Annotated in this window: 22 protein-coding genes and 5 tRNA genes; 18 read left to right on the top strand and 9 right to left on the bottom strand. The window is 46.0% G+C overall.

The genetic code is table 11. The annotated features are described in order from the left end of the window. Nucleotides 1-131: 131 nt before the first annotated feature. Both J2W69_RS12230 and metK read right to left on the bottom strand, forming a co-directional pair. On the bottom strand, nt 132-1,694 hold the full coding sequence (locus J2W69_RS12230) for an AbgT family transporter (RefSeq protein ID WP_310278795.1): 1,563 nt from the start codon (nt 1,692-1,694) through the stop codon (nt 132-134). Nucleotides 1,695-2,055: 361 nt separating this feature from the next. Then, nucleotides 2,056-3,207 (bottom strand): methionine adenosyltransferase, encoded by a 1,152-nt coding sequence (gene metK, locus J2W69_RS12225; protein ID WP_310278792.1) that lies wholly within the window; start codon nt 3,205-3,207, stop codon nt 2,056-2,058. A gap of 348 nt (nt 3,208-3,555) precedes the next feature. Here metK and tkt point away from each other — a divergent pair, with 348 nt between their 5' ends. From tkt to J2W69_RS12150, 15 genes are all read left to right on the top strand, one after another. After that, complete coding sequence (gene tkt / locus J2W69_RS12220; protein WP_310278789.1) at nt 3,556-5,553, top strand: transketolase; 1,998 nt, start codon at nt 3,556-3,558, stop codon at nt 5,551-5,553. An 80-nt stretch (nt 5,554-5,633) separates the two neighbouring features. After that, nucleotides 5,634-6,647, top strand: coding sequence for an erythrose-4-phosphate dehydrogenase (gene epd / locus J2W69_RS12215; RefSeq protein ID WP_310278786.1), 1,014 nt, complete (start codon nt 5,634-5,636; stop codon nt 6,645-6,647). Between the two features lie 51 nt (nt 6,648-6,698). Next, on the top strand, nt 6,699-7,877 hold the full coding sequence (locus J2W69_RS12210; RefSeq protein ID WP_310278783.1) for a phosphoglycerate kinase: 1,179 nt from the start codon (nt 6,699-6,701) through the stop codon (nt 7,875-7,877). A 144-nt stretch (nt 7,878-8,021) separates the two neighbouring features. Further along, the gene (gene fba, locus J2W69_RS12205) at nt 8,022-9,086 is read left to right on the top strand and encodes a class II fructose-bisphosphate aldolase (protein ID WP_310278780.1); all 1,065 of its coding nucleotides are present in this window, start codon (nt 8,022-8,024) and stop codon (nt 9,084-9,086) included. 241 nt (nt 9,087-9,327) lie between these two features. Beyond that, nucleotides 9,328-10,101, top strand: coding sequence for a DUF3450 domain-containing protein (locus J2W69_RS12200; protein WP_310278779.1), 774 nt, complete (start codon nt 9,328-9,330; stop codon nt 10,099-10,101). Nucleotides 10,102-10,107: 6 nt separating this feature from the next. Beyond that, nucleotides 10,108-11,472 (top strand): MotA/TolQ/ExbB proton channel family protein, encoded by a 1,365-nt coding sequence (locus J2W69_RS12195; protein ID WP_310278776.1) that lies wholly within the window; start codon nt 10,108-10,110, stop codon nt 11,470-11,472. Beyond that, on the top strand, nt 11,472-11,996 hold the full coding sequence (locus J2W69_RS12190; protein ID WP_310278773.1) for a MotA/TolQ/ExbB proton channel family protein: 525 nt from the start codon (nt 11,472-11,474) through the stop codon (nt 11,994-11,996). The genes J2W69_RS12195 and J2W69_RS12190 overlap by 1 nt, the downstream gene beginning before the upstream one ends. 13 nt (nt 11,997-12,009) lie before the next feature. Further along, on the top strand, nt 12,010-12,411 hold the full coding sequence (locus J2W69_RS12185) for an ExbD/TolR family protein (protein WP_310278771.1): 402 nt from the start codon (nt 12,010-12,012) through the stop codon (nt 12,409-12,411). Between the two features lies 1 nt (nt 12,412). Next, on the top strand, nt 12,413-13,033 hold the full coding sequence (locus J2W69_RS12180; RefSeq protein WP_310278768.1) for an energy transducer TonB: 621 nt from the start codon (nt 12,413-12,415) through the stop codon (nt 13,031-13,033). Nucleotides 13,034-13,037: 4 nt separating this feature from the next. Beyond that, on the top strand, nt 13,038-14,303 hold the full coding sequence (locus tag J2W69_RS12175) for a tetratricopeptide repeat protein (protein WP_310278765.1): 1,266 nt from the start codon (nt 13,038-13,040) through the stop codon (nt 14,301-14,303). A 304-nt stretch (nt 14,304-14,607) separates the two neighbouring features. Continuing rightward, nucleotides 14,608-14,683 (top strand) — tRNA-Ala (locus J2W69_RS12170). Between the two features lie 118 nt (nt 14,684-14,801). Then, nucleotides 14,802-14,877, top strand: a tRNA-Glu gene (locus J2W69_RS12165). A 34-nt stretch (nt 14,878-14,911) separates the two neighbouring features. Continuing rightward, nucleotides 14,912-14,987, top strand: a tRNA-Glu gene (locus J2W69_RS12160). Nucleotides 14,988-15,011: 24 nt separating this feature from the next. Next, nucleotides 15,012-15,087: transfer RNA gene (locus tag J2W69_RS12155), tRNA-Glu, on the top strand. A gap of 22 nt (nt 15,088-15,109) precedes the next feature. After that, nucleotides 15,110-15,185 (top strand) — tRNA-Ala (locus tag J2W69_RS12150). Between the two features lie 167 nt (nt 15,186-15,352). Here J2W69_RS12150 and J2W69_RS12145 read toward each other — a convergent pair. Beyond that, nucleotides 15,353-15,958 (bottom strand): arylesterase, encoded by a 606-nt coding sequence (locus J2W69_RS12145; RefSeq protein WP_310278762.1) that lies wholly within the window; start codon nt 15,956-15,958, stop codon nt 15,353-15,355. On the opposite strand from J2W69_RS12145, the gene J2W69_RS12140 reads away from it, so the two are divergent. Beyond that, the gene (locus tag J2W69_RS12140; RefSeq protein WP_310278759.1) at nt 15,957-16,673 is read left to right on the top strand and encodes an ABC transporter ATP-binding protein; all 717 of its coding nucleotides are present in this window, start codon (nt 15,957-15,959) and stop codon (nt 16,671-16,673) included. The genes J2W69_RS12145 and J2W69_RS12140 overlap by 2 nt on opposite strands. After that, nucleotides 16,663-19,143, top strand: coding sequence for an ABC transporter permease (locus J2W69_RS12135; RefSeq protein ID WP_310278755.1), 2,481 nt, complete (start codon nt 16,663-16,665; stop codon nt 19,141-19,143). Before J2W69_RS12140 ends, J2W69_RS12135 begins: the two co-directional genes overlap by 11 nt. Here the strand turns inward: J2W69_RS12135 and J2W69_RS12130 are convergent. From J2W69_RS12130 to J2W69_RS12115, 4 genes are all read right to left on the bottom strand, one after another. Then, nucleotides 19,134-20,027 (bottom strand): TIGR01777 family oxidoreductase, encoded by an 894-nt coding sequence (locus J2W69_RS12130; protein ID WP_310278752.1) that lies wholly within the window; start codon nt 20,025-20,027, stop codon nt 19,134-19,136. The genes J2W69_RS12135 and J2W69_RS12130 overlap by 10 nt on opposite strands. Before the next feature lie 69 nt (nt 20,028-20,096). Beyond that, the gene (locus J2W69_RS12125; RefSeq protein ID WP_310278747.1) at nt 20,097-20,489 is read right to left on the bottom strand and encodes a hypothetical protein; all 393 of its coding nucleotides are present in this window, start codon (nt 20,487-20,489) and stop codon (nt 20,097-20,099) included. Next, a complete protein-coding gene (locus tag J2W69_RS12120) occupies nt 20,486-21,808 on the bottom strand; it encodes an ATP-binding protein (protein WP_310278744.1) in 1,323 nt (440 codons plus the stop codon). The genes J2W69_RS12125 and J2W69_RS12120 overlap by 4 nt, the downstream gene beginning before the upstream one ends. Next, nucleotides 21,809-22,486 carry a response regulator transcription factor gene (locus J2W69_RS12115; protein WP_233078257.1) on the bottom strand — a complete coding sequence of 226 codons (678 nt, stop codon included), beginning with the start codon at nt 22,484-22,486 and terminating at the stop codon, nt 21,809-21,811. Nucleotides 22,487-22,865: 379 nt separating this feature from the next. On the opposite strand from J2W69_RS12115, the gene J2W69_RS12110 reads away from it, so the two are divergent. Then, the gene (locus J2W69_RS12110) at nt 22,866-23,180 is read left to right on the top strand and encodes a ComEA family DNA-binding protein (protein ID WP_008897866.1); all 315 of its coding nucleotides are present in this window, start codon (nt 22,866-22,868) and stop codon (nt 23,178-23,180) included. Between the two features lie 52 nt (nt 23,181-23,232). Here J2W69_RS12110 and J2W69_RS12105 read toward each other — a convergent pair whose 3' ends face one another. Together J2W69_RS12105 and putP are read right to left on the bottom strand one after the other, a co-directional pair. After that, complete coding sequence (locus tag J2W69_RS12105) at nt 23,233-24,456, bottom strand: EAL and HDOD domain-containing protein (protein WP_310278737.1); 1,224 nt, start codon at nt 24,454-24,456, stop codon at nt 23,233-23,235. Between the two features lie 144 nt (nt 24,457-24,600). Continuing rightward, nucleotides 24,601-26,094, bottom strand: coding sequence for a sodium/proline symporter PutP (gene putP / locus J2W69_RS12100; protein WP_310278734.1), 1,494 nt, complete (start codon nt 26,092-26,094; stop codon nt 24,601-24,603). Nucleotides 26,095-26,167: the final 73 nt, after the last annotated feature.

Here is a 26,167-nt window from a genome sequence, read left to right as displayed (position 1 = left end):
TTATACAACAATTTGCCCATTACTATGTTGGCTACCCGTCATCTGTTTGTATTGCCTGAGTTTAACCATGAAATTGCAGTTTTTACCAGAAAGAAATCAGGGTTATTGTGAACAATAACCCTGATTTGTGTTTAAGGGATGGCCGGATACTGGTAGCTGGCACCAATACCTAAAGGTATACCCAGCATCCAGAACAGTATTAAAAAGGCGGTCCAGCATACCAATAAGGTGATGGAATAAGGCAGCATCAGTGCCACTAAAGTACCAATACCTGTTGATTTCACATACTTCTGGCAAAACACCACGATCAGCGGAAAATAAGGCATTAAAGGGGTGATGATGTTAGTTGACGAATCACCAACACGGTAAGCGGCTTGTGTTAAGTCCGGTGACACACCCAATTGCATTAACATAGGCACCAGTATGGCGCCAATCAGTGCCCATTTTGCCGAAGCTGAACCTATCACCAGATTCACCAGACCTGTCAGCAACACCAGGCCGACCAGATTTAATGCCATAGGAAAGGCCATCTCCTGCAGATAATTAGCTCCTTTAATGGCAAGCAAAGCACCTAAATTCGACTGACCAAACGCGAAAATAAACTGAGCACAGAAAAATGCCATCACAATGTAGTAGCCCATACCGCTCATGGCTTTGCTCATACCCTGCACTACGTCTCTATGGGTTTTTACTTTGCCTGAAACATAGCCGTACACTATGCCCGGCAGCAGGAAAAATACAAAAATAAGTCCGACTATTGATTGCATCAAAGGGGCTGAAGCTGCTGTCAGTTCACCTGTACCAGAACGCCATGCTGAGTTTTCTGGCCATACTGCTGCCACTAAAACTGCTGCAGCAACCAGCATCGACAGCAGGGCAAAACGTAAACCTTTGCGCTCGCTGTCATTTAATGGCTCCATCGAAGGCAACTGTTCAGGATCGCCATCCACTTTAGTTTGTTGCAAGCGAGGTTCAACAAATTTATCGGTTAATATCCAACCTACAATCACAATCAACACCACAGAAGCTGTAGTGAAGTAGTAGTTATTTAACGGGTTGATCACCAGACTGGCAGCTGCAGGGTCTGCTGATAATCGGGCTGACGCCTGAGTTAAACCAGCCAGCAGTGGGTCTAAGCTTGAAGGCACAAACAAAGTAGCAGCAAAACCACCGGACACACCAGCGAAAGCCGCTGCAATACCAGCCAGAGGATGACGACCTGCGGCATAAAAAATCACTGCGCCTAAAGGAATAACCAGCACATAACCTGCATCTACTGCAACGTGGCTTAAAATACCTACGGCAATCAGCACCGGGGTCAGTAAACTTTTCGAGGTGACAGCTAAAATGCTGCGAAGGCCTGCGTTGATAAAGCCTGTGTACTCAGCCACACCTAAACCTAACATGGCAACCAGCACCACACCCAAAGGAGGGAAATTGACAAAGGTGCTGACCATTTTTGCCATGAAATCAGCAAAAGCTGCACCTTCCAACAGGTTTTTTACCTGAAAAGGCTGACCTGTGCGTGGGTCTATATCAGTGAAAGTCACACCTGATAAAGCCCAGGACAAACCCCAGACTAAAAACATTAATAAAGCGAATAAGATAGCGGGGTCGGGCAGTTTGTTACCAATACGTTCTATGGCATTGAGACTGCGATTGAGCCAGGAGGTTTTTACGGCACTGGATGTCATGGATACTCCGTGTTGTTGTTTTAGTCATCTGCTGTGACTGTTTTTTTTGTGGTTTTACCTTATCCTGCTTTGATAAAACCGTAAATAAGAAATCATCAGGAACGATTTTTAACAATGCGAAGCATTGGCCCGCAGGGTACTCTGCAGGATTGCAGAGAATAAAAAATCGTCAGGAACGATTTTTAACAGCTTTAGCTGGCCCAAGGGGTGAGCGCCATGGATGGCTGCGAATAAAAAATCGTCAGGAACGATTTTTAACAATGCGAAGCATTGGCCCGCTGGGTACTCTGCAGGATTGCAGAGTATAAAAAAGGAGAGCAAGGCTCTCCTTTTTACATCATTTTTCATGCAAAACAAAAACTTAGATCTTGGCTTCTGAGCGCAGAATTTCTGCTTTGTCGGTATTTTCCCAAGGGAATTCGTTACGGCCAAAGTGACCATAAGCTGCGGTAGCGCGGTAAATTGGGCGCTCTAACTGCAACATTTGGATCAGACCGTAAGGACGTAAGTCGAAATGACGGCGGATGAGAGCTATCAGTTGATCTTCGCTTAGCGTGCTGGTGCCAAAAGTTTCAACGCTGATAGACGTAGGTTCAGCCACGCCTATAGCGTAAGACACCTGAATTTCACAACGTTCAGCTAAACCGGCAGCGACTATGTTTTTCGCTACATAACGAGCAGCATAGGCAGCTGAGCGGTCCACTTTGGATGGATCTTTACCAGAGAATGCACCACCACCATGACGAGCCATACCACCGTAGCTGTCTACAATGATTTTGCGGCCTGTTAAACCACAGTCGCCCATAGGACCACCGATGACAAAACGACCCGTTGGGTTAATGAAAAACTTGGTTTTATCGCTCAGCCACTCAGCAGGTAATACTGGCTTGATGATATGTTCCATCACAGCTTCACGCAGGTCGGCGGTTGAAATAGTGTCACAGTGCTGAGTGGATAACACGACAGCATCAATACCAACAGGTTTGCCATTTTCATAGACAAAACTCAGCTGAGATTTAGCATCAGGACGTAACCAGCTTAAGGTACCGTCTTTACGCACTTTCGCTTGTTGTTGCACCAAGCGGTGAGAATAAGTAATAGGAGCCGGCATTAACACGTCAGTTTCATTGCTGGCATAACCAAACATTAAACCCTGATCGCCTGCACCTTGTTCACTTGGATCTTTTTTATCCACGCCCTGGTTAATATCAGGAGATTGTTTACCAATAGCGCTTAAAACAGCACAGGAATTGGCGTCAAAACCCATGTCTGAATGAACGTAACCTATATCACGGATAGTGCTGCGAGTGAGCTCTTCGATGTCGACCCAGGCTGAGGTAGTGATTTCACCACCTACTAACACCATGCCTGTTTTTACGAAGGTTTCGCAAGCAACACGGGCTTTTGGATCTTGTTCTAAAATGGCATCCAATACCGCGTCAGAGATCTGATCAGCGATTTTATCCGGATGTCCTTCAGAAACAGATTCAGAGGTAAAAATGTGTTGTGCCATTTACGTATTCCACATGTTGGTTGTTATCGCGCCTGGGCGCTGTAATTTGGGGCCGCTATTTTAGTGAAAGCTGCAAGTCAATGCCAGCACTTTCTGCCGCCCGGACGTCTTTAATGCTAAAACTGGTCAATGTATCGGCCAGAGCAGATAAAACTTTGCTTTAGAATGGATTAAAATTTGCGATTTGCTCAATGCTCTGTGAAAATGAGCCGAACTTTGCCGTATCCATGTAAAAACAGCGTTCACCCGCTAAGCAGCCAATCCAATAAATACAGAAAAGAGCAGTGCATACGGGTAACCCCACCCCTTGGATCAAAGTCATATAAAGTCAATAAAGCAGGAGAGAAGATGCCATCTCGTAAACAACTCGCTAACGCCATTCGTGCTTTGAGTATGGATGCAGTGCAAAAAGCGAAATCAGGTCACCCGGGCGCCCCTATGGGCATGGCAGATATTGCTGAAGTATTGTGGCGCGATTATTTAATTCACAACCCACAAGACCCAAGCTGGGCCAACCGCGACCGCTTTGTGTTGTCTAATGGCCACGGCTCTATGTTGTTGTATTCCCTGCTGCATCTCTCTGGTTATGATTTAGGCATTGAAGATTTAAAACAATTCCGTCAGCTGCATTCCAGAACTCCGGGTCACCCTGAATATGGTTATGCACCAGGTGTTGAAACCACCACTGGTCCCTTAGGTCAGGGGATTACCAATGCTGTGGGTATGGCCATTGCTGAAAAAGCTTTAGCAGCCCAGTTTAACCAGCCTGGCCACGAGGTGGTTGATCACTACACTTACACCTTTTTAGGTGACGGCTGTTTAATGGAAGGCGTGTCACACGAAGCCTGTTCGTTAGCCGGTACTTTAGGTTTAGGTAAATTAATTGCATTCTGGGATGACAACGGTATTTCTATCGATGGTCATGTAGAAGGCTGGTTCACCGACAATACACCTGCACGCTTTGAGTCTTACGGCTGGCATGTGATTGCTGGTGTAGATGGTCACGACTCCGCCGCTATTGCAGCTGCTATTGAACAAGGTCGTGCTGTCACTGACAAGCCAACCTTAATTTGCTGCAAAACTATTATTGGTTACGGCTCACCGAATAAATCCGGCTCACATGACTGCCACGGCGCTCCTTTAGGTGATGCTGAAATTGCAGCAACCCGTGAATACTTAGGCTGGCAGCATGCTCCTTTTGTGATCCCAGAAGATATTTATCAGGACTGGGATGGCAAAGCCAAAGGTTTATCTGCTCAGCAAAGCTGGAATGACAAGTTCGCAGCTTATGCCAAAGCTTATCCTGAACTGGCCGCTGAATTTAAACGCCGTATGGCGGGTGATTTACCGGCAGATTGGGCAGAAAAATCGGCCGCTTACATTCAACATTTGCAGGACAACCCACAGTCGATTGCAACCCGTAAAGCCTCTCAGAACAGCTTAAATGCTTTTGGTCCTTTATTGCCTGAGTTGTTAGGGGGCTCAGCCGACTTAGCAGGTTCTAACCTGACGATTTGGTCTGGTTCTAAAGGAGTAACTGCAGAAGATGCCAGCGGTAACTACCTGTATTACGGTGTGCGTGAATTTGGCATGTCCGCCATGATGAATGGTATTGCTTTGCACGGTGGTTTTATCCCGTACGGTGCTACTTTCCTGATGTTTATGGAATATGCCCGTAACGCCGTGCGTATGGCCGCTCTGATGAAGCAACGGGTTATTTTTGTGTACACCCACGACTCTATTGGTTTAGGTGAAGATGGCCCAACTCACCAGCCGGTAGAACAGTTGGCTTCATTACGTGTGACACCTAATTTGATGAACTGGCGTCCTTGTGATGCGGTGGAATCAGCGGTGGCATGGCAGGCCGCAATTGAGCGCACTGAAGGCCCAAGCACTTTAATTTTCACCCGTCAGAATCTGGTGCAACAGCCTCGTACAGCGCAGCAACTGGCTGATGTACGTAAAGGTGGTTATGTATTGTTAGATTCTGTTGGCACGCCTGAACTCATTCTGATCGCCACAGGTTCTGAAGTAGAGCTGGCTGTACAGGCCTATCATCAGTTAACAGCAGTTGGTCGTAAGGTCAGAGTCGTTTCTGTGCCTTCAACCGATGTATTTGAAGCCCAGAGTGCTGCATACCGCGAATTGGTATTGCCTTCAGCCGTCACCAAACGTGTGGCTGTTGAAGCCGGTATTAAAGACTGCTGGTACAAATATGTTGGCCTGACAGGTAAAATCATTGGCATGGACAGCTTTGGTGAATCGGCTCCGGCTGAGCAGCTGTTTGAACACTTTGGTATTACCACGGCCGCTGTAGTTGCAGCTGCCAACGAATTGTTCGCATAAAAATGAAAAGGGGCCTGGTGGCCCCTCTTTTTGATCAGTAAAAGTGTCAAGCTGGTAATGAAGCGGGTAATAGGGTAGCAATGACCATTAAAGTGGCAATTAACGGCTTTGGCCGTATAGGTCGGAATATTCTGCGCGCCGTCTATGAGTGCGGTTTAACAGAGCAAATTCAGGTAGTGGCCATTAATGAATTGGCCGATGCCAAAGGTATAGCCCACTTATTAAAATACGATACTTCTCATGGTCGTTTTGGTTTTCCTGTGGAGTTAACTGCACAGGGCTTGTTGGTGAATGGCGATCCAATAGCTTTATTTTGTCAGGCCGATCCGGCGCAGTTGCCCTGGAATGAATTAGACGTTGATGTAGTTCTTGAGTGCACTGGCGTATTTCATAGCCGCTCTGATGCGCAGCTGCATTTAGATGCGGGGGCAAAAAAAGTATTGTTTTCGCATCCAGCCGACGCTGATATTGATGCCACCGTCATTTACGGCATTAACCAGCATTTGCTGACAGATGACATGACAGTGGTCTCTGCCGGTTCCTGTACCACCAACTGCATAGTGCCGGTGATCCAGGTGCTGGATCAGCATTTTGGTGTTGAAAGTGGCACTATTACCACTATTCACGCCTCGATGAATGATCAACAGGTGATTGATGCTTACCACAGTGATTTACGCCGTACCCGCGCTGCCAGTCAGTCTATTATTCCGGTAGATACCAAGTTAGCCCGAGGCATAGAACGTATACTGCCTCATCTGGCCGGGCGTTTTGAAGCCATAGCTGTGCGTGTGCCTACTGTGAATGTAACGGCAATGGATTTAAGTGTGACTTTGCATCAGGATGTGGATTTAACACAGATCAATGAGGTTTTACAGCGTGCAAGGGCAGGGGAGTTGGCTGGTATTCTGGATTACACCGAAGAGCCATTGGTTTCAGTAGATTTTAATCATGATGCGCATTCGTGCATTGTCGACGGTTCACAAACCCGGGTCAGCCATAAACGTTTGGTGAAATGTTTAGTCTGGTGTGACAACGAATGGGGCTTTGCGAACAGAATGATCGACACAACCCGCGCTATGATGCGTTTTGTCTGAAGTTTCATTTAAATTAATACTAAAAAATTAATCAAATCACAGGAGTCTGGTATGTCAGTTATTAAAATGGCGGATGTTGATCTAACGGGAAAACGGGTATTGATCCGTGAAGATTTAAACGTGCCGGTGAAAAATGGCAAAGTGACCTCCGATGCACGTTTAAAAGCCGCTATCCCTAGCATTGAACTGGCGCTGTCAAAAGGCGGGAAAGTGATGGTCTGTTCACATTTAGGCCGTCCTGAGGAAGGTGTGTACAGCGACGAATTCTCAATGGCGCCTGTGGTGGATTATCTAAACGCTGCTTTATCTGTGCCTGTGCGTTTGGTGAAAGATTACCTGGACGGTGTTGACGTCGAGACTGGCGAAGTCGTTGTCTTTGAAAACGTTCGCTTTAATAAAGGCGAAGGCAAGAACGACGAAACTTTGTCGAAAAAGCTGGCAGCTTTGTGTGATGTATTTGTGATGGACGCTTTCGGCACTGCACACCGTGCTCAGGCGACCACTCATGGTGTGGCAAAATTTGCGCCTGTAGCTTGTGCAGGCCCTTTACTGGCCGCTGAGTTAGATGCCTTAGCTGCAGCGCTGAAAAATCCTCAACGTCCTTTGGTTGCCATTGTTGGTGGGTCAAAAGTGTCCACTAAACTGACAGTGCTTGAGTCTTTATCCGGTATTGTGGATCAGTTGATTGTGGGGGGCGGTATTGCCAATACTTTTATTGCGGCTCAGGGTTATCAGGTGGGGAAATCGCTGGTCGAAACTGACTTGATTCCTGAAGCCAAACGTTTAATGGCTCAAGCCAAAGCGAACGGTGGCTCTATTCCTGTACCAACAGATGTAGTGACAGGCAAAGCTTTTGCCGAAGACACTGTGGCGACCACTAAGTCTGTTGCTGATATCAGCGAAGACGATATGGTGTTTGATATTGGTCCTGACAGCAGTGCTGCTTTGGTTGATATTCTAAAGAATGCCGGCACTATCGTCTGGAATGGGCCTGTAGGGGTATTTGAATTCGCCTCTTTTGAGCAAGGCACTAAAGCTTTGGCTTTGGCTATTGCGGACAGTAAGGCGTTTTCAATTGCTGGTGGGGGCGATACCTTAGCTGCTATTGATAAGTATGAGTTAGCTGACAAAATTTCTTATATTTCGACCGGTGGTGGCGCCTTTCTGGAGTTTCTTGAAGGTAAAACCTTACCAGCAGTGGAAATTCTGGAACAACGTGCAAACGGCTGAAGCTAAAACTGCTAAATTACCACTAAGAACAAAAATCTGAAAAATGATGACCGCTGTTTCTGTCCATTTAAGATCACCTCAGGTGACAACAGAGTCAGCGGTTTTAAAACACAACCTTTACCCTACACAAAAAGAGAGGATCTCATGGCTCTTATTTCAATGCGTCAAATGCTGGACCACGCCGCCGAGTTTGGTTATGCAGTACCGGCGTTTAACGTCAATAATTTAGAACAAATGCGTGCCATTATGCTGGCCGCTGATGCGACAGACAGTCCTGTGATAGTGCAGGCTTCTGCCGGTGCCCGTAAATACGCCGGCGCACCTTTTTTGCGTCACCTTATTCTTGCTGCTATTGAAGAGTTCCCACATATTCCGGTTGTAATGCACCAGGATCACGGCACCTCAGCTGCTATATGCCAGCAGGCTATTCAACTAGGGTTCTCGTCCGTCATGATGGATGGCTCTTTAGGAACTGACGGTAAAACTCCTATGGATTATGACTACAATGCCGATATAACGCGTCGGGTTGTAGAAATGGCGCATGCTTGTGGTGTTTCCGTAGAAGGCGAATTAGGTTGTTTAGGCTCGCTTGAAACCGGAGCCGCTGGTGAAGAAGATGGCATAGGCGCAGATTGCATCTTAAGTCATGACCAAATGTTGACGGATCCGGAAGAAGCTGCCCAGTTTGTTAAAGCTACAGGTGTGGATGCTTTAGCTATCGCTTGCGGTACTTCACATGGCGCTTACAAGTTCAGTCGCCCGCCTACTGGCGATATACTGGCGATTGACCGCATTAAAGATATTCATGCCCGTATTCCGGATACACATCTGGTGATGCACGGTTCATCTTCAGTACCTCAGGAATGGTTGGCTATTATTAATGAATATGGTGGCGCTATCCCTGAAACTTATGGTGTGCCAGTGGAACAAATTCAGGAAGGTATCAAGTTCGGCGTACGTAAGATCAATATAGATACTGACTTGCGTTTAGCCTCAACAGGAGCTATTCGTCGTTATATGGCGAAAAACCCTGCAGAATTTGATCCTCGTAAGTATTTGCAGGAATCAGTCAAAGCTATGACTGAAATTTGTAAAGACCGTTATCAGGCCTTTGGCACTGCTGGTAACGCGTCAAAAATAAAAGCCATTTCTCTTGAGCAAATGGTAAAGTTGTATGAGTCGGGAAAACTAACACCGAACATTAAATAAGCAAAAAATTTAATGAATTATTAATACAGGAAAGCTCCTGATTTTGCTTAAGTTTAAAAGGGTATAAGCCGTTTTTAAATTGCAACAAAACTGTCATCGTTGACTGTCGTTGTTATATTGACAATCCGCGAGTTTGCTGCAATGATGCGGGCGGTTTACCCTTTAACCGGGTTATTTTTTGTTACAAAAAATTACCTTTCAAAAACAGGTTACGTTAATCAGCAATTATTGGTTGGGAACTATGTCTAACAATAACATTCGTAAGAGTCTGGTTGCTTCTGCTCTGTTTGGAGCATTCGCATTGGCCAGCACTTCAGTAGCAGCAAATCAACTGTCTGAAATTCATAAAGTGGGTCAGCAAAATATCCGCGCCTCAGTACAGTCTCAGGAAAAGATCAACAATATTTTTGACCAAAGCCAGGAATTATTGGCTGAGTACCGTCAATTAGTTGAACAAACTGAAAACTTAAAAGTTTACAACAATCACGTTGCTAAGTTGGTTGCCGATCAAAACGTGCAGTTGGCCTCTTTTGATAAGCAAATTGGTACTATCGAAGGTACCAAACAGGGTATCGTTCCTCTGATGTATCGTATGGTTGATACTTTGGAAGCCTTTATCAACGCAGATATGCCAATCGATCTGACGAACCGTTTAGCTCGTGTTGATCGTTTACGTGCTGTGTTAGGTAACTCAGCGGTAAACACTTCTGAAATGTACCGTCTGGTGATTGAAGCCTACCAAATCGAAAAAGATTTAGGCACAGCTCTGGTGACTTACACTGACAAACTGGCAGTGGATGGCAACGAAATTACTGTGAACTATGTTTACGTAGGTCGGGTCGCCTTACTGGCTCTATCTCTGGATGAAAAACAAGCCTGGATGTTCAACAGAGCTACAGGTCAATGGCAAGCTCTGGGTGAAGAATACGTTCAATCTACCAGATTCGCTATTCGTGTTGCGGGTAAACAAGCTGCCCCAGAATTGTTAAAACTTCCAGTGTTAGCAGCGGAGTAAGCATAAATGAAGAAAGTTTTTAAAGGTTTAGTAATTGCAGCTACTGTCACTTTGTCTGCAGGCGTGTGTTTAAACGCAGCGGCAGATACTGCCAAGCTGGATCAATTATTAGAGCAAGTTAAACAGTCTCGTACTGCTGAAGGTCGAATTAACCAACAGCGTGAAAAAGAGTTTTTAGCTGACCGTGCAGACAAGCAAGCTCTGTTAAACAGAGCAAAAGCTGAATTTTCTGCTGAAGAATCACGTGGCCGTTCTTTAACTCAGCAATTTGCTGATAATGAAGGTAAATTAGGCGCTAAAGAAGCTGAGTTAGTTGCAGCTCAAGGTACCTTAGGTGAGATGTTTGGTATTGTACGTGGTGCTGCTACCGAAACTATCGGTGGTATCGCTATGTCTAATATCAGCGCTCAGTACAAAGGCCGTGAACAACTGCTGAAAAAGCTGGCAGAAGCCAAAGAGATTCCAGAGATCAACGAACTGGAAGAATTGTGGATTGCTCTGCAAACTGAAATGACTGAGTCTGCCAAAGTTTCTAAGTTTGAAGGAAACGTTGTTGCTCTGGACGGTAACTCTGCTCAGGCTTCTGTGACTCGTGTTGGTGCTTTTAACCTGATTTCTGACGGTGGTTACTTAGTATTTAACGCTGATACTCAGGAAATGCAGCCTTTGGTTAAACAACCAGAGTCTTTTGTTGTAAGTGCTGCTTCTGCATTCAAAAATGCTGCGGCCGGTGAAGTGAAACCAGTTTATATCGACCCTACTGGTGGTAACTTACTACGTCTGAAAACTCAGGAAGCCACTTTGGAAGAGCAATTCCACCAGGGCGGTACTGTTGGTTACGTAATTACAACATTGCTAGGTATTGGTTTGCTGATAGGTTTATTGCGTTTCTTAGCTCTGACTGCAGCCTCTTCAGGTGTAAATGCTCAGCTGAAAAATCTGTCTAACCCTTCAGAGAAAAATGCTCTGGGCCGCATCCTGAAAGTTTATCATGACAACAAATCTGTTGACGTTGAAAACTTAGAGCTGAAACTGGACGAAGCCATTATGCGTGAAACTCCGGATATCGAAAAAGGTATCGGTATTATCAAGCTGATTGCTGCTGTTGGTCCTTTGTTAGGTCTGTTAGGTACAGTTATCGGTATGATCGGTGCGTTCCAGGTTATTACCTTACACGGTACTGGTGACCCGAAAATCATGGCTGGCCAGATCTCAATGGCGTTAGTAACAACTGTTATGGGCCTGTTATGTGCTCTGCCATTGCTGTTCCTGCACGCAATGTTACAAACAAAATCAAACTCAATCCTGCATGTCCTGGATGAGCAAAGCGCTGGTATCATCGCTGCTCATGCGGAGAAGGAGAAAGCGTAATGCATAGCCTGATAGAGCTTTGGGAATCTGTCAGGGATTTTGTCGCAACCGGCGGTGATGTATTGTATATCGTCGCCATAGTGCTCTTCGTCATGTGGGTATTGATCATAGAGCGCTTCTGGTTTATCAGTCGGGAATATCCGGTTCTGCGTAATAAAATTATTGCAGACTGGGACGCCCGGGTTGATACAACCTCATGGTATGCGCATAAAATTCGTGACGCGTGGGTGTCTGAGGCATCTAGCAAACTGAATAACCGGATTAATGTAATCAAGACTTTGGTTGCTATTTGTCCCATGGTTGGTTTGTTAGGTACTGTGACCGGTATGATCGCCGTATTCGAAATTATGGCGGTACAAGGTACTGGTAACCCGAGACTGATGGCAGCTGGTATTTCAATGGCAACAATTCCAACTATGGCTGGTATGGTTGCATGTTTATCGGGTGTATTTGTAACGTCTAAACTGGAAGGTAAGGTGAAATCAGCAGTTCATGAATTAGCTGATAGCATGCCTCATCATTGATAGAGAGTAATTTATGGCACGTAAAACTAGACGTGAAGGCGAAGAGGCCGCAGTAGATTTAACGCCAATGTTGGACGTTGTATTCATCATGCTGATCTTCTTTATCGTAACGACCTCGTTCGTTAAAGAAGCTGGTATAGATGTACTTCGCCCTAAGGCGACAAAAGCTATATCTAAGCCGTCAGCTACTATCTTTATTGCTATCCGTCCAAACGGTGAAATCTGGATGGATAAACGTGCGGTAGACGTTGAGCGTGTAGGTGCAACAGTTGAGAAGCTGTTAGCTGAATCGCCAACTGATACAGTCATTATTCAGGCAGATAAAGAAGCTAAGCATGGTGTTGTGGTTTCAGTAATGGATCAGATCAAGCTGGCTGGTATCGATAAGATTTCGATCGCTGCGGAGAACAAGTAATATGGTAAGGTTATTACTATCACTGGTACTTGGTGCGGTAATAACGTTTTTCCTGTATGTGTTGATGGCATTCCTTATAGGTGGGGATGATACGTTCACCAATGCTAAAAAGGAACAAATCGTTATTGAAATAAACTCGACACCGCCTGAGTCTAAAGCTCAGACTCGTGTTCGGGTACCGCCACCACCACCACCACCGCCGCCAGAGCCACCAAAGGCTCCGGTTGCTGAACCCGCTTCAACAGACACAGGTGGAGTCATTGGCTTTAACATGCCGACTGTTGATGTAGGTGGTGCAAGTTCAGGATTAGGCGATCCTTCTTCAGCAATGATGCGTGATGGCGATGCTACTCCAATAGTTCGTATTGAACCAAAATACCCTGTGCAAGCTGCTCGTGATGGCCTGCAAGGGTGGGTGAAAATGCGTTTTACTATTCTGGAAGATGGCAGCGTTGGCGAAGTCGAAGTTGTAGAAGCTGAACCTAAACGTGTATTTGACCGTGAAGCAATTCGTGCTTTGAAACGTTGGAAATATTCGCCAAAAGTGGTTGATGGTAAAGCAGTGCAGCAACCGGGTATTATGGTTCAGCTGGACTTCTCCTTAGATCAGGCTGGGGGTTAACACTATGAAGAAAATAAGTTCACTTACTTCTGCGTTGATCGTATTGGCTAGCTTTGGTGCTACTACTCTGAGTTCTTATGCTGTTGCAGCTCCGAACCCGGCGAAAATTGAAGAACGCAAAAACCGTAAGACGACTGTTGTTGGCGAACGGGTAGGTAAAGCTATTAGTAAAGCTTACGATTTGTACAGTGCTGAAAAACTGAATGAGGCTATTGCTGCTTTATCAGGCATTGATGCAAGTAATGAGTTTGATAAAGCTTTTGTCAATCGCTTTTTAGGCAACATGTGGGCTGCGAAAGACGAGAAAAAAGCTATTAACTACTTACGTCAGGCGGTTAAACCTGACATATTGAGCTTTACCGACCAGGCTGCTTCTTTACGTTTGTTAGCTGACCTGTTATTAAGCGATAAGCAATACAATGAAGCGATCAAAACCTATTACCAGTGGATTGATTTCACTGGTGAACAGGACGCGAACCTTTATCTGCGTATTGCCAGTGCTTATATGGAAACCAAGCAGTATCAGAAGGTGATTGAACCTGCTGATAAGGCTATTGCACTGCAAGATAAAGCTAAGCCAAACGCTGGTCCTTATACGTTGAAATTTTCAGCTTATTACGAGATGAAAAACAACAAAAAAGCGATTGAAGTGTTGGAGACCACTGTACAACTTTTTCCATCGGAAAAACGTTGGTGGACTTATCTGGCTCAGTTTTACAGTATTGAAGAGCAATACGAAAAAGCTTTGGTTACCTTAGAAGTGGCTGCAAGGCAAGGTATGCTGGATACAGCCAATGAGTTTAAATTGTTATCTCAGCTGTATTCAAACGCCAATATCCCTTACAAAGCGGGCACAACGCTGGAAAAACATATTAAGTCTGGTTTAATCCCTAAAGATAAAACTATGCTGAACAGTATGGCCAGTTCTTTCCAGGCAGCGCGTGAAATGGATAAAGCAGCTCAGTATTACGGTGAGTCAGCTCAGTTAGACAATGACGCCGATGCCTATCGTCGTCAGGGTTCATCACTGATCCTTGCTGAAAAATACTCTGCCGCTGTAGTGGCTCTGAATAAGTCATTGGACGCTGGCGTAAAAGTCAAAGGCCCAGTGTATCTGGCTCTGGTTGAAGCTTACTTCTATCAGAACAAGTTCAGAGACGCCTACCAGGCTGTGCAAAAAGCGAAAGCTGATCCTAAATTTGCCCGTCAGGCTGCAAGTTGGGAAACTTACATTAAAGAACGCGCCAGTAAAAACAACGTGACGCTTTAATTGTTAAAAAAACCCTGCTTCGGCGGGGTTTTTTCTTTATGTCATTTGTAACTTGTCCGTGTTTTATTCTCTTTGTTCGTCAGATTTCTTTCTCCTTCCAGATACTGCCTCTTGCCATTTGTAGAGCAGGGCAGGGTTGCCTATGTTATTTATTTTGCTGTGAATTGCTGCTTCAATCGGCAGTTAGTTTAAAAAATACGCGAACAGTTAAGCCTTTCTAAAAAACTGTTGACACCTTTGGTCTCGGCCCCTAGAATTCGCCTCGTCTTGTAGGGGATTGCTCAGCAACTTCTACAATTGGTGTGGGGCTATAGCTCAGCTGGGAGAGCGCTTGCATGGCATGCAAGAGGTCAGCGGTTCGATCCCGCTTAGCTCCACCAAAGATTTTGTTCCAGTGTCCCTTTCGTCTAGAGGCCTAGGACACCGCCCTTTCACGGCGGTAACAGGGGTTCGAATCCCCTAAGGGAAGCCAACAAAATCTGACAAACTGACTGTAGTGTCCCTTTCGTCTAGAGGCCTAGGACACCGCCCTTTCACGGCGGTAACAGGGGTTCGAATCCCCTAAGGGACGCCAATTGGTCAGTACAAAATGTGATGTTTATGCGTCTGTCCCTTTCGTCTAGAGGCCTAGGACACCGCCCTTTCACGGCGGTAACAGGGGTTCGAATCCCCTAAGGGACGCCAGCATCATATGAAGATTTATCCAGTGTCCCTTTCGTCTAGAGGCCTAGGACACCGCCCTTTCACGGCGGTAACAGGGGTTCGAATCCCCTAAGGGACGCCACTTCAGCGTTATATCTGCAAGTGGGGCTATAGCTCAGCTGGGAGAGCGCTTGCATGGCATGCAAGAGGTCAGCGGTTCGATCCCGCTTAGCTCCACCAAATTCTACAGCTTCATTTCATCTTCATAGTGTTCAAACTCCTAGTCCGATTTATTGTCATTATCAAACCACACTCAGGCGTTGCATAGAGTCTATCTTTACTCTTTAAAGCAAGAAAAAAGCGACTTTGCAGCCGCTTTCTGACATTCCTCAAATGTCGTTACATTTTCACTCTAGACTCAAAACCAAAGGCAGCATTAAATCTGCGATAACAGGTTGGGCATCCAGGTTCGGATGCAGTCCATCTGCTTGCATCCAATGCTGTTTTAACGCTATGGTCTCCATAAAGAAAGGCCAAAGCGGTATTTGCTGCTGTTCTGCCACTTTTGGATATAAATTAGTAAATTGTGTGGTGTAACGTGGGCCATAGTTCGGCGGAATACGTATTTGCATTAACACAGCCTTACTGTCCTGTTGTTTGATGTGCTCTGCCATCTTATTCAGGTTGCTTTCAAGTTGTGGTATTGGAAAGCCACGCAGGCCGTCATTTGCACCTAATTCGATCAACACATAATCGGGTTGGTGTTGTTCCAGCAGGGCGGGTAAACGGGCCAAACCTCCGCCTGAGGTTTCGCCACTGATACTGGCATTGACTAAGGTCCAGTCACTGGCTTGTTGGTCCAGCTTTTGTTGCAGCAGATAGACCCAACTTTGTTGTTGGCTTAATCCATAACCGGCGCTCAGACTATCGCCAAGAATTAACAGCGTTTTGGCCTGCACTGCAGCTGCAGTGAACGACAGGACCAAAAGCACAACGTAGATCAATCGAATCATGAAAACACCTATACCTCATATTGTTGCAAAAGATGTTGTGAAAACAGTTCAGCTCACTGGATCTGAGCTTACCATACTGCAAGATATCCACCTTACGATCAATCAGGGCGCGACAGTTGCCATAGTGGGAGCTTCAGGTTCAGGCAAATCCACGCTGTTAGGCATATTGGCAGGTTTGGATTTGGCGTCTTCCGGTGAAGTCTATCTGGCAGGTCAGCCGTTGCATCAACTCAGCGAAGATGAACGTGCTGAATTAAGGGCCCGTTCTGTTGGTTTTGTGTTTCAGTCATTTTTGCTGTTACCCAGCCTTACTGCGCTTGAAAATGTCACTTTGCCTGCTGAACTGGCAGGTATGCCTGACGCAAGGGCTCGTGGTCTTGAGCTGCTGGCGCAGGTTGGCTTAAGCCACAGAGCCGATTTTTTCCCTAATCAAATGAGCGGGGGTGAGCAACAACGAGTTGCCATAGCCAGAGCTTTTATTACCAAACCAGCGGTATTATTTGCCGACGAACCTTCCGCCAACCTGGACAGCGCCACAGGTGAAAAAATTGAAGACCTGTTGTTTGAACTGAACGAACAACAAGGCACAACCTTAGTGCTGGTGACGCACAATCATGAATTGGCACAACGTTGCCAATACAGATTCCAGATGCATGCAGGCCGTTTAGCCGCTGATTTAACTCAGACCACAGAGGATAAGCGCCATGTGGGGTAAAATAGCCTGGCGGCTGTTCTGGCGCGAATTAAGCAGAGGCGAGTTATGGGTGATCGCCTTTTCATTATTTCTGGCGGTATTAACTGTCGTCAGTTTGTCCGGTATCACAGAATCTGTGCGTTCTGCTTTGTATCAGCGCAGCGCTAACTTTGTAGCCGCGGATAAGATTTTGCGCTCGAGCATAGGTTTTAACGAGCAGATCCAGCAAAAAGCTGACGAGTTACAGCTGCAGTCATCCCGGCAGGTGCAATTTAACTCTATGTTGTTTGCCAAAGATTTAATGCAGCTGGTTTCAGTGAAAGCCGTCTCTGCAGGCTATCCACTACGCGGCGAGCTGAAATTAAGTTCCTCCGTCGCTGATCCCAGCCTTCTGGCTTCACTTCGGCCCAATCAGCTTTATCTGGAAAGTCGTCTTTATAGTTTGCTGAATATTAAAGTGGGCGATAGCCTTGAACTGGGTGAAAAGGAATTTATCGCGGCTGGTGTGATAGTGGCTGAACCTGATGCGCCGCTGTCGGTATTTGGCAGCTCCCCTCGTATTTTGATGCATCTGGATGATGTGGCCGCTACTGGTATTATTCAGCCTGGCAGCAGAATTAGCTACCGTTTAATGTTTGCGGGTAGCCAGCAAAACCTGGAGTTATTAGAGACACAAAATAAAGAACAGTTAGGCCCGCAGGACAGATGGCAAAAAATGGACAGAGAATCTGCTATAGGTGGCGCTCTGGACAGGTCTGAGCGGTTTTTATTGTTATCAGGCCTGCTGGGTATAGTGCTGGCGGCCTGTGCCGCTGCTGTGGCCGCTAACAGATATAGCCAGCGTCATGCCCGCTCTGTGGCTGTGATGAAAGCTCTGGGGGCTACTACGACTTTAAGCCGGAAAATTTATGGCAGCCATCTGTTGTTTGTGGTGATTTTCAGCGTTGGTTTCGGTTTAGTGGCGGGGCAGTTATTAGTGCAGTTAAGCCAGTGGGGCGTTGCGCTCTGGATGCCTGACTATTTAGCTGAATTCAGTGTCCGGCCTTTAGGCCTTGGGGTTTTAACCGCCGCCATTTGCGCTGTCTTGTTTTCAGCCCGGCCTTTGTGGCGTCTGGCCGCAGTACCGGCACTTAATGTGCTGCGCGAGAAGCCGGACCAAATGAAATTTGATCCTGTGCATTTAATCAGCGGCTCAGTCGCTATCTGGTTATTGATGTGGCTCTTTAGCGGTGATTTATGGATCAGCAGCTGGCTATTTGTGTTGTGCCTGGTATTCGCTGCTCTGCTGATGGGGTTTGCCGCTGTCATGGTTCGGGTGGCCAAGCCGATGGCCGCAGGTCAAAGCAGTGCTTTACGGCTGGCGCTGGCAAATTTACGCCGCAGATTATGGCCAAATGCCTTTCAGCTGATCACCTTTAGTCTGGCTTTATTTTTAACTTTGCTGTTGTATTTCTTACGCTCTGAGTTGCTGGATCAATGGCAACAACAAGTGCCGGAAGGTGCGCCGAATCAGTTTCTGGTGAATTTAACAGAGCAGGACAAAACATCACTGCAACAACTGGCTATTCAACACAACTTAGAACTGACCGAATTTTACCCTATGGTGAATGGGCGGGTAATGGCGGTGAACGGTGAAAACTTTGCCGATGAAGCCACTAAAGAAAAACCTGAACAACGTCAGGGCGTTGGACGCGAGCTGAATCTAACCTGGTTAAACCGTATTCCGGATAACAACGAAGTGGAAAGTGGCCAGTGGTTTAGTGCTGATTCCAAAGCTGAAGTCTCGGTTGAGTCGCAAATGGCAGAACGACTGGCATTAAAATTGGGCGATAAGTTGCAATTTTCTGTCGGGGGCCAGGTATTTGACGCCACTATTACCAGTATCCGTAAAGTGGACTGGAACAGTTTACAGCCGAACTTCTATATGGTGTTATCACCTGATCTGATGCAGGGCTTTCCGGCCACTTATATCACAGCTTTTTATCTGAATATGTCAGAGCAGGAGTTGTTGAACCAGATAGTGCGGCAATTCCCGACAGTCAGTCTGATTTCTGTGGATACCATTTTAAAACAGGTAAACGATATCATCAGCCAGGTCTCTGTGGCTTTAACCTTTATTCTGATTTTGGTTTTTGCTTCCGCTGTATTGGTGCTGGTGGCGCAAGTTCAGGCCACGCTGGAGCAAAGGGAACAGGAACTGGCTATTTTGCGGACTTTAGGTGCTAAATCAGCTTTTTTAAAAGCTGCGCTTTTGTATGAGTTTGCCGCTTTGGGGGCTTTAGCCGGGCTTTTTGCCACTATTCTGGCAGAAGTATTGCTGGCTGTAGTGCAACAGCAGTTTTTTGATTTGCCTTACCAGCCGCACTGGAACCTATGGTGGCTTGGTCCTGTATTGGGGGTTGCTTTAGTCACAGTGCTTGGGGCATGGCAGGTCAGGCAGCTGCTGAAAATGTCAGGCAGTACCTTGTTACGACGCGCCCTTCAAAACTGAAGGGCGTTTAAGGCATCTTTAAGATGGCTGTGGTTAAACTGAAAACCATGGTCCAGTAAACGTTTGGGTTGCACATTCTGGCCAAATAGTAGTAGGTCTGCCATTTCGCCAAAAACTAAACGTAATACAAAAGCAGGCACTGTAAAAGGTGCCTTTTTGCCAAAACGTTCTGCCAGCAACTGACTGAATTGCTTATTGCTGACAGGGCGGGGGGCCGTTGCATTAAAAGGCCCGCTCAAGTCATCCCGTTGCAGTAAAAAATCAATCAGACGCACCATATCTTCCAGATGGATCCAGGACATAAACTGTTTGCCATCCCCTATAGGGCCACCTAAACCCAGTTTAAACAACGGCAGCATCTTTGCTAAAGCTCCGCCTTGACTACTCATTACTATGCCTGTGCGTAGCAGACAGACTCTTGTCTGTGGACTTGCAGAACGTTGAGCCAGATTTTCCCAGCGGGCACAAATATCATGGCTGAATTCCGGGTAAAAAGAACTGTGTTCTTCCGTCACTATTTCACTGCCCTGACGACCGTAAAAGCCTATGGCAGAGCCGTTGATCAAAACTTTAGGTGGGGTAGCACAGTGCTGGATTTTTTCTGCCAGTGCTTCTGTTAATTGCCAGCGACTTTGGCAAATTTTTTGTTTTTGCGATTCGCTCCAGCGTTTATCCGCTATAGGCTCGCCGGCCAGATTGATCACCGCATCTATCTGGTTGAAGTCGAAATCGTCAAGAGATTGCTGATAATCAGCCTCAACACCAAGAGTTTCTCTGGCTTTAGCTGAAGAGCGGCTAAGGACAAAAAGTTGATGCTGGCCTTGCCATCCTGCAATAAGCGCACGGCCTATCAGTCCGGTGGCACCGGTGATCAGGATCTTCATGAGTAAAAGCCTCCACAACTAAAGTATTGAATACAGCCAAGTATAAGCGGTTTAATACGGTTGTGAGGCTTATTCTGGTTTAGTATGAACTTGCTTTAATAATTCGATACGTTGTTTGAAGTGGTACAGCTGGCACTGTTTGTATACAGCGCTTGCTGTCTTATTGTCAGGCAGCTGAAGTATAAACTGCCAGCGGCAGTCCTGTTCGGTGTACAGAGCAAAGGTTTGACGGGATTTATTAAACAGCTTTAAGCCATCCTGGCGGCCCGTACTGCTTGCTTGTTCTTCCAGTTTGAATAAGTGGTTGTTTTCCCAGGTAGTTAACTCTCGTTTACTCTGCTCAAGCTGCTGATCCAGACATTGCATATACTCCATTTTCGATAATGTTTTTTGATCACAGGCTTCTGTGGCCAAAAGCGAACATACACTGAAAGTGGTTGCGAGCAGCAGTAGTTTGATCATTTTAGTCCTGACTCCGGAAAACGAATGACAAAACGCGCCCCACCCAAAGGGCTTTGGGAAACCTGGAGTTCACCTGAGTAGGATTTCACCAGCTCTGAGACAATAGAAAGACCTACACCATGCCCTTCTTTGTAGGTATCCAGCCTGGTTCCGCGCTGAAACAATTCTTCTCTTTTATCCTGAGGTATACCAGGACCATCATCTTCAATATCCAGTTGCAGCGGTTTGCCAAAGGCACTGATTTTTACCCGTCCGTTACATGCTTTGCAGGCATTATCAAGCAGGTTGCCTAATATCTCCATTAAATCGGTTTCATCACCACGAAATACCACCTGATCGGTGCACTGAATTTCAATGAGGCAACCTTTATCCCGATAAATTTTACTTAAAGCTTGCTCCAGTTTATCAATCAAGGGTTTTACTTTAATTTGCTTATGCCATAAATCCTGGCCTGAACTTGAGGCCCGTTTTAACTGATGCTCTATCATGCCGGTAATACGGTCAAGCTGTTCACGCAGCTCAGGCTGTTCAGACAGCTTAGAGGTGCGTAACACGGCTATAGGAGTCTTTAGTGCGTGGGCTAAGTCACTTAAGTGATGACGGTAGCGCTGCTTTTGCCTGTTCTGATTGGCCAGCAGCAGGTTTAAGTCTTCTTTAATTTTGTTCAGCTCAGAAGGGTAGTCGTGCAGCAGTTGTTCCTGCTGGCCACTTTCGAGCTTGTGGATCTCCTTGTCCAAAGAAGTTAAAGGTTTAGTGATCCAATAGTAGGCTAACAAAGTTAAACCTATCAGCACCAAAGCTATACCAATAAACCACTGGCTCAGGGTTTTCCTGAAGGTGTCGAGTGGCTCCTGCAACAGTTGATCATTTTGCACTACATGAATGGTCAGCGGCAGTGTGTTATCACCTAAGTCAAACAGCACAGAAAAAGACAATACCCAGTATTTTTGCTGGTATTGCTCCATCAATACAAATTCATGTGAGGCAGGCAAAATCTGATGAGTGGGCGGGTCAAACTGCTGATTAATAGAAGAGTCGGACTGCCATAACAATTCGTTTTCGCTGGTAATAAAAGCGGCCAAACCTGAGTCTGGCCGATAAAAATCCGGTGGCAGCAAGTTGTTACTCAGCTCCACTTTGCCTTCATTTGGATGCACTTCGGCCAAAATGGAGTACATATGTACTTCAAGTTTCTGCTCAGTACTGGTCAGCAGTTGGGTATAAAAAGCCTGTTCTATCGCAAAAAATGAACTGGGTAATAAAAAAAACAGCAAAAACAGGCTGATAATACCCTGACGAACCTTGAGCGATAACTGCATTTAGCTGACAACCATGGTAAAACGATAACCGCGTCCACGCAGTGTTTCTATAGGTTTTAACTCGCCGTCCGGGTCCAGTTTTTTCCGCAGACGCAGGACAAAGACTTCAATGACATTACTGTCCAAATCGAAATCCTGATCGTAAATATGTTCTGTCAGCTCAGTTTTGGAAATGACTTTATTCGGGTTGTGCATAAAGTACTCCAGCACTTTGTACTCATAAGCCGTCAGGCTGACTTCGTCTTCACCCAACCAGACTTGCTGAGTTCTGCTGTTCAGCTTCACAGGGCCAGAATGCAGCATAGGATCGGGCTGCCCTGCAGCACGTCGTATTAAAGCATTAATACGTGCCAGCAGCTCTTCTGTATGAAAAGGTTTGGTCAGGTAATCATCTGCTCCGGCGTCCAGTCCTTCCACTTTTTCCTGCCAGCTGCCACGGGCTGTTAATACAATGACAGGGGTCTTAATGTCATTCTGGCGGGCTTTACGAATAAGACTCAGACCATCCATTTTAGGCAGGCCTATATCAATAATGGCCAGATCATAAGGGTATTCGCTTAACTTAAACCAGCCGTCTGCTCCATCATGGGCTACGTCTACGCTAAATTGCTGTTGCACTAAATGCTCGCGGATTTGTTCCGCCAATAAAGTCTCATCTTCAACAACTAATAAACGCATGGGGCTTCCTTTTTAAACTGGCACAAACAAAGTGGGGTTATGCTAGAACACTCTGTCTGCGGCGGCAATCCTTAACATCAGACAAATCGTTGAAAGTATAAGAACTAAGGTCTGAATTGCTGCTGAACACTTTTACTCGTCGTACTTGAAGCCGCAGCTTTGTTGACTGCGCTACTTTCGGCAACTCTAATTCCTTAGGTTGAATTTGTTTTAAATGTGTAAAAATATTGATGCAAAAAGTTGTATTTTGGCTATCTTTATTGACGAGGTTGCAACTCAAAGTGGTTCTTATGTCTCTGCTTACCGGATTGTAGTTGCTGGCAACAACCTTCAGCAACACAGTGAAGAGGCAAAGAACTGTTAAAAGGAGAGAACTGTGATGAAAATCGCACTCGTTGCAGCAGTCATGGCCAGTCTGGCCTGTGCAGTTAACTTAACCGTAGCACAAGAACTGGCGAAAGCCCCTTTGTCCGTCCCTGCCGCAGCCAAAGTGGCTGATAAAGCCAAGCTGAATATTAATCAGGCTTCTGTAGAACAGTTAGACGCATTGCCTGGTATAGGCGAAAAAAAAGCTCAGGCCATCAAAGATTACATCAGCGCCAATGGTCCAATTAAAGACCAAAAGCAGTTGACGGAAGTCAAAGGTATTGGTGAGAAAATGGCGGCTCAGATCGCAGAGCATGTCAGCTTTTAAACAGCTTAGCCGCTAAACCATAGCCTTCACTGGGTCCAGAACTACGCGCTCGTCAGTTGTCGCCGAGCGCTTTCATTTGCTCATTGGCCCATTGAATTGCAGTGTGATAGGCATCAGGTACAGATTTACTATCAAGTTTCAGGGATTGGATCAGTGCATTTGCATCATCCCAGGCTGCTTGTTCATAAAACTTAATCAGTTGCAGATACTGCGCCATAGGGCCAACACCATCGATCAGTGCATCTTTAATGTCTTTGGACAGGGGCAGTTTACTCATCACTGAGCTCATGGGTTCATCCAGTATCGCGTCCATCAGTGACATCATACCGGTTAAAAAGGCTTTTGAGAGGTCAGAAAACCCTGCCAGTCTGGCAATGTCTTCGGCAAAACGTGCTCTTGTCATCGCCAGGCGCATCAGCTCTGCAGGTTTGTCGCTGCTGATTTGGGCGGTAAAAAGCACGGATAAAAAGCGCTTGAGTTCAGCCTGGCCCAACACCACAATGGCTTGTTTAATAGTGGCTATTTCAGCACGACGTTTAAATACGGCTGAATTGGTATAACGCAGCAGCTTGTAAGATAAATGCACGTCCCGTTCAAATACAGCAGTGATGGTATTTAAATCCATCTCTGTTTTTGCGGTCTCGTACAATAATTCAGCCAACGTCATTTGGGCGGGTGACAAAGCCCGGCTTTGCATCATCTCAGGACGGGAGAAAAAATAGCCCTGAAAATAGTCAAAACCTAAATCCACCGCCTGCTGAAATTCTTCATTGGTTTCTACTTTTTCCGCCAGCAGTTTGATATGGGGAAATTCCTTAATGGCGTCTTTAATTTGTAGCATGGTGTCGAGGCTGGTGGCGCGAAAATCAATTTTGATAATGTCGATCAAGGGGTAAAAATGTCGCCAGACGGGTTGGTGAATATAGTCGTCCAACGCCAGAACATAACCCTGAGCTTTAAGTAGTTCACACTCGGCCAATAAACGTTTACCAGGCTGAACTGTCTCCAGTATTTCGATCACCACCTGCTCACAGGGCAACATGGACGGGTACTTTTTCAGCAAAGAATCAAGCGTGAAGTTAATAAAGCCTGGTTTATCGCCAAGAAATTCATCCAGACCTAAATTCAGCTGACTGCCTTCAATCATACGGGAGGTGGCTTCGTTGCTGTCGACTTCAGGAAACACGTTCTCCACACCATCCCTGAATAACAATTCATAGGCAAACAGGTTTTTGTCTTTATCCAGAATAGGTTGGCGTGCAGTGTAAAAGTACATAGGTCCCTGAACAGCTAAACAGAAGTCATGCTTCAATGTAGCAAAGATCTGTGGGAAAAGACTATGGTCTTACAGATATTTTCAGAGATTGCAGGAGGAAACAGCAGGCAGATCTGAATAAATGATCTGCCTGCTGTTTATGACTTAGTTATTTTCTAATTTATCAGATACTTGCTGAAATAGTTGGCTGACATTAGCAGCTGGAGCAGAGGTTAGCAGACTCACCAGCCAGGTCAGCAGCGCAGAAACAACAACACCAGGGATCATGGCATAGAGAAAATCATTTAACTGTTTACCATCAATCTGGTAAGGGCTGTACGCCCAGAACAGTACAGTCAGAGCACCTGTTGTGATACCCGCCAAAGCACCCCAGTGATTCATTCGCTTCCAATACAGACTCATCAGCACTACAGGACCAAAAGCTGCACCAAAACCAGCCCAGGCGTTGGCGACTAAACCTAAAATGGAGCTGTTGCTGTCCAGAGCCAGCAGGATGGCGACAAGAGCTACGGCAAAAACCGAAGCCCGGCCCACCAATACCTGCAAACTGTCGCTGGCTTTTTTGTGCAAAAAGGTTTTGAAAAAGTCCTGAGTTAATGCGCTGGACGTGACCAGAAGCTGAGAAGAGATGGTACTCATAATGGCCGCCAGAATTGCGGCTAATAACAAGCCGCCAACCAACGGATGGAACAGTACCTGAGAGAGCAGAATAAAAATGGTTTCAGGGTCTTTCAATGGCATTTGAGTTTGCTGCACATAAGCGATACCGACAAAACCTACCGCCATGGCACCTAAAATGGAGATAATCATCCAGGACATACCAATACGACGGGCTGCTTTAAAATCCTCGACAGAACGTATTGCCATAAAACGCACAATAATATGTGGCTGACCAAAATAACCTAAACCCCAGGCCAGTAAGGAAATAATGCCAAGCGCACTGGTACCGGTGAATAAATCCAGATGTTTTGGATTCAGTTGCTCTATGGTGGCGAACAACTGAGTGGGTTGGTCTAAAGCGCCAAAAGCAACCAGCGGCACCGCAACCAGAGCCACAAACATAATAATGCCCTGCACAAAGTCAGTCATACTGACAGCCAGGAAACCACCTAATAAAGTGTAAGTAATGACGACACCAGCGGTCAGAAACAGGCCAAACTCGTAATCCAGACCAAAGACTTCATCAAATAATTTGCCACCGGCGACCATGCCTGATGAGGTGTATAAGGTAAAAAACACCACTATGACGACCGCAGATACCAAACGTAATAATCGGGTTGGGTCGGAGAAACGATTTTCCAGATAGTCGGGCAGGGTGATGGAGTCTTGTGCCAATTCTGTATAAACCCGAAAACGGGGGGCCAGCAGTATGTAGTTCAGGTAAGCACCTATGACTAAACCAACACCAATCCAGATTTGCGAGATACCAGCGACATACATAGCGCCTGGCACACCCATCAGTAACCAGCCACTCATATCGGAGGCTCCAGCGGATAAAGCAGTAACGCCCGGGCCCAGTTTACGGCCCCCTAACATATAGTCGGATAAGTTACTGCTGGATTGGCGGTAGGCGTATAAGCCTATTGCCAGCATAGATAAAAAATAAATGGATAAAGCTAAAATAGTTGCCGTGGCCACTGTGATTCTCCCGCTTTGTTATTGTTCTAGTTATAAAGTGGTCGCATGCTATCAATAGCCATGGACTACAGCC

This window comes from Rheinheimera soli, from assembly GCF_031457405.1.
Classification (GTDB): domain Bacteria; phylum Pseudomonadota; class Gammaproteobacteria; order Enterobacterales; family Alteromonadaceae; genus Pararheinheimera; species Pararheinheimera soli_A.
Note: the sequence above shows the minus strand (reverse complement) of the source record. Positions and strands in the feature narration are given on the sequence as shown.